A 4,988-nucleotide genomic window follows, 5' to 3' on the forward strand; every position below is an offset into this window, starting at 1 on the left:
ATCCGCACAATGGTGACTCTTGTCTTAGGATTTCTTTTCTGGATGACAGTGGCGGGCACTGATGCAAGGGAATCAGGGGCCGTGAATGTGCCGGAATCCAGAATCCTCAAGGCGGGCGCGGCTGCGAGCAACATCACCCCCTGGCTCGATGAGCCAATTGTCGGCGGGTGGGCGTCACCCCCGGGGAAATACATTCACGATGAGCTCTTCGCCCGTGCGCTTGTGTTGGATGATGGAACGACGAGGGTGGCGATCGTGGTGGTTGATAACCTCGGGCTGGCCCAGGAGGTATGCGATCTGGCCAAGAGGCGGATCCGGGAACACACGGACATTCCGGAAGATCACATTCTGATCGCGGCAACCCATACGCATTCCTCCATCAGTGCCCGGCCGGCGAGTGTCCTCAAACCGGATCCTCAGATGTCCGATTACGCCATGTTTGTGGCGCGAAGAATATCCGACGGAGTTCGCTGCGCGGTCGCCCGGCTGGAACCCGCGCGTATCGGCTGGGCCACGGTAGACGTTCCCGAACACCTCAACAATCGTCGATGGTTCATGAAACCTGGTGTTCGGTTACTCAACCCGTTTGGTGGGGAGGACAAAGTCCGCATGAATCCGCCGGTGGGCAGTCCGGACTTGTTGGAACCCGCCGGGCCGGTGGATCCCCAACTCGCGTTCATTTCCGTGCAGTCCCGTGATGGTCGCCCGATAGCCCTGCTGGCCAACTACTCGTTGCATTATGTCGGAGGCGTGGGGCCAGGCCACATTTCCGCGGACTACTTCGGTGTCTTCGCTGATCGGATCCAGCAACTTCTCGGGGCGGACCGTCTCGATCCCCCGTTTGTTGGAATGCTTTCCAACGGAGCAAGTGGGGACGTCAACAACATCTCGTTCCGACAGCCGCGACCGGCGAAAAAACCGTACGAGCAGATGCGCTACGTTGCTTATGATCTGGCGCAGAAAGTGTTCGACGCTCATCGGACGCTGCAATGGCATGATTGGGTACCTCTGGGAATGCGGCAGCGAGAAGTCGTTCTGAAGGTCCGCAAGCCCACGCCGGAGCAGCTCAAACGGGCACGGGAAATTCTCGCTGGAGCACCCCCGCTTCCGGAGCGACCCCATGAAGAGATCTACGCCCGTCGTGTCATTCAGCAGCAAGAAGCGCCCGAAACCATTGCCGTTCCCCTTCAGGCCATTCGTATCGGCGATCTGGGTATTGCCGCAATTCCGTTCGAAGTGTTCGCGGAAATCGGGCTGGAAATTCGGGAAAAAAGCCCATTTCGCCCGACATTCACCATTTCCCACGCAAACGGGTCATACGGTTATCTGCCCACCCCTCGCCAGCACGAACTGGGCGGCTACGAGACCTGGCTGGGCACGTGCAAAGTCGAGGAACAGGCCTCCGTCAAGATAACGGCGGCCATCCTCGAGATGTTCCAGGAACTGCGGCCTTAGGGCCCAGGAAGACCGGAAGCTGGTAACTCTCCCGCCGTTATGGACGGCTGGGACCTTGCCCGGTGCCCTTACGGTTGAAGGGGCTTGCCCCGCGTGATCACCGTCACCCGTGCCCGGTGATGGACCTGCGGCGGAGTCTCGGCATGGCAACTGAAGTGGATCGTGTTGACGCCGTTTTTCAGTTCGGGAATCTCTCCTTCTATCTGCGTGGTCTCCGTCAGGGCACCTCGGGCGTCATACACGCGCACCGCTCCGGAACCATCAAATTCCAGGTAATCCCCGCTGGCAAGCGTCACGGGGAAGGTGATGCGCCGCCCATTGAGCTCCAGTGTCGGCCGGGTCAATTTTATTGAAACAATGGGCATAACACGGACGGGGCTGATCAGGCACGTCGTGCTTCCCTGTGCCGGGACGTTGTTGACGTAGATGTTGAGCTCACTCACATGGTCCCGGATGAGCGGCGAGCGATACACGACGGCATAATAACTTCCATACGGCCAGACGTAGCGGTGGAATTCGTCGGCATCGCGTTCCCGCAAAAGCAGCTCAACATATCGCCATCCCTGGAAATCAAGGTGAACGTAATGCTCGTCGCACGTGGGCCAGTAATGGAGAGGGTTGCTTAACTGGAGGTTCAAGACAGCCCCGCTTCCATCCCCCCGTACCCACACCCCCAACGCCGCTCGATTCTCGAAATTAATCGGAGGATCAAAAGACTTCGTGAGTTTCGCCCAGGCACCTTTGGGTGAGTTGCCCGAGTTACCTACAAGAAACTTCCCAATTCGCTCTCCAACTTTGACGTCGTCCGAAACAAGCTCAAACTGTGCGGTGACATTTGCTGCCTGAGCCGCCTGTCCAAGTTCGTCCGCCGAGTTCAAAGAGAGAATCTCCAGAGCACGCGAACTCTCGTAGGGTTCCACGCCATACAGGGCCTGGATCCGGACACGCAGCGGCTGGGGCGAAAAACGATTGCTCACCTGCCAGGTCGCGCTCTCCGGAATGGCCGCCGTGATCTTGTGCGGCATGTAGTCCACCGGGTAAAATCGCCAGGAGCCGTCCGCATCAACTTCCAAATGGAAATCCTGGCCTTCTTCCTTGAGTCGATCACGGATAGTTTGAGGAACCTGCTGGGAAAGCCGCAAGCGCTCGTAGTGCGCGAGCATTTTCAGGTATTCTGGCTGTCGGGCACATGGGGGATTGGCCCCCGGAGCAATGCCCTGAAATGAGAGCGGCATTCCGTAGGCGAGGGCCTTGGCGCACAGATATTCAAACTCGTCGGGGAATTCGGCATCGTGATCCTGGGTGGGGCCAAGAATCGCCCACCAACCAAGCTGCACCGGCAATAAGGTACTTCGCCGATGTTCCTCATTGGATCGGCAGTGCCAGTCCACGAACGGTTTCAGGCCCCAGTTGGGATGATCCCATGCGCCCAGCCGAGAATGGAAAGACCACGAATGGTAATCCCAGCAACTGGCTTCAACCAGGGCGGGACGCTTCAGTCGCCGGAAAATAGCCTCGCGCATCCGGCTGATCCCGTACCAGCCACCGGGCATGCCTTCGGCTCCATCCATGTAGATCATATCGAATCCGCAGGTGTTGTACACATCGGCGATGGCCTGGGCGATTTCGTCGACAAGGGTGGAATTTTCGTCGGGGAGAAAACAGCCGTAACGCACAAAAAGATGCTCAACCGAACTCCCTGGTGCGTGATTCTGGGGCTTTGTTCCGAACGCTCCCCGTTTACACCCAGTGAAACCGTAAGGAGGTTCCTGAGCCAGGCCACTGTACTGAATAAGCTCATCCCCAATCCGGAGAACATTTCCCCGGCTTCCGTATGCCCAGACCGTGTCCAGGTTGCCGGGCTTTTCCTGAACGATGATCCGATCGGTCTTTTCGTCGAGTGGTGCGGCAAGGGTGAATCGGGCGTCCACCGCGAGCCGAGGATCGGGGTGCGGCGTGACCCAGGGATCGGCTGGCGAAATACAGCCCGTGAGCGTGTGCATACCGGCCTTCAAGCCTGCTGCATGGATTTTTTCTACCACCCGGCGCAATCCCTCGATGCCATGGGGAAAAAGATTTTTCCGCGGTTGGTAATGTCCGAGGGTCTGCTCCCAGCCGATCATATGGATTTCGGCAATGCCGGCGTTCCTGGCGAGTTCGATCCAGTCGTCCGCATTCTCTTCGGAGACGGTGGCAAAGACGTAGGAACCCTGGGTTTCCGGGGCGTCCAAAGCCCACGGGCCGCCAAGCGGCGAACGAACCGCGTCCTCTGCTTCCAGCATCTCCCGAAGCGTGTCTCGAAGCCGTGCCCTCGGACATGCGACGAGGGCCACCGCTGCCCCGCCAAAGCCGTGTTCACGGTAGGCCACGGCAGAGATGCTCGCGGCTTGCGAAGGCTCCAGCGAACTGCCTGCTTGGACGCTGGAGGACTGACCGGCTGTTAGCCGCACACTGTGAACCTGGCCGAGCACAAGTAGGTTGAGCGATCGGACGGCTACGGCGAAGTTGTCGTCCTGCGCAATTCCCGCAATACTGCTTGTTAACTGCGACGGTTTGACGAACAAATTGAGCAGACGAATTTCCTCGGGATTGCCCTCCACCGACGCGATGCGGAACGTAAAATGATGCAGCCGGGACGTAACTTCCAGCACGACGCGGCCATTTTCGAATTCCACGGTGAGTCTGTCACCGTTTTTGATGCATCGTCGGGGAAGAAACGTTTTCCCCGCCTGGCGGTACGTCACGATGTAGCCGGTTTGAGTTGTGATGAGTTGTTCCCCCTGGCCGAGTTTGTCGGTCAAGCTCACATTTCGACCATCGGGGGCGACGACATACCGGACGAACTCGTTCTCCAGGACGATTTCCTGGCTGAAACAGGGCGTGTACAGGCCACTCCAAAGTGCGGCGACGATGACCACGAGACCGCCGTGGCGCACCGGCAACACCGACGGGGAGTTTCGCAATGACCGCATGGCTGAACTCCTTCGGAAAAACGGAATGGTTGACACGCAGAAGGTCCTCGGCGCCGTGGCAGACGTCTTTGGGACTGGGAAAAACGTGCCACGATTCAGCCCCGTTGGATTATGACACTTCCGGCCATCGGCGGAAAGATCCACACGGGAATGGCTTGGCCTAACACTTTTTGACGAAAGCGTATCGGGGGAGGACATCGCGACCGATGAAACTGCCGGATGATCCAAGGCAACTGATGGAAATGGAGAACGCCACCCTGCGAAGCCTGCAACGGGTGGAGGCAAAGCTTTCTCAAATCAAGCAGCAAATCGACTCGCTACGTTCCTCTCTGGCGGGCCTGGACCGCAAGAAGTTCTGGATGGAATTCAAGCTGTTTTACGTGCGGTGGGCGAGTCCCATTCGGAAATGGTTGGCGCTTCCGGGATGGATCCGATTTCTCGTGTGGATGAGTGGAGGAATCACGCTGGCTGTGGGATTGGCAATCACGGTGGGCTCTGCCGCGGCCGTTGGCGGGTTGATGGCCGGGGGCATCGTGGCACTGTTCTCCGCTTTTCCCAGTG

General features: G+C 58.5%; 3 protein-coding genes. 2 read left to right on the plus strand and 1 reads right to left on the minus strand.

The window, feature by feature from the left end:
- The coding region (locus H5U08_RS09970) for a neutral/alkaline non-lysosomal ceramidase N-terminal domain-containing protein (RefSeq protein ID WP_366494371.1) at positions 1–1,455 on the plus strand (1,455 nt) is incomplete at its 5' end.
- A 68-nt stretch (positions 1,456–1,523) separates the two neighbouring features.
- Here H5U08_RS09970 and H5U08_RS09975 read toward each other — a convergent pair.
- On the minus strand, positions 1,524–4,427 hold the full coding sequence (locus tag H5U08_RS09975) for a hypothetical protein (RefSeq protein WP_297032604.1): 2,904 nt from the start codon (positions 4,425–4,427) through the stop codon (positions 1,524–1,526).
- A 206-nt stretch (positions 4,428–4,633) separates the two neighbouring features.
- On the opposite strand from H5U08_RS09975, the gene H5U08_RS09980 reads away from it, so the two are divergent.
- Positions 4,634–4,988: hypothetical protein (locus tag H5U08_RS09980; protein WP_297032606.1), on the plus strand; the 355-nt coding region annotated here is incomplete at its 3' end.

It is taken from the genome of Thermogutta sp. (assembly GCF_014359955.1).
Taxonomy (GTDB): Bacteria; Planctomycetota; Planctomycetia; order Pirellulales; family Thermoguttaceae; genus Thermogutta.

What these genes read in the sequence shown, in the direction of transcription:
- H5U08_RS09975 (WP_297032604.1), bottom strand. Translation starts at nt 4,427, where the DNA reads ATGCGGTCATTGCGAAACTCCCCGTCGGTGTTGCCGGTGCGCCACGGC.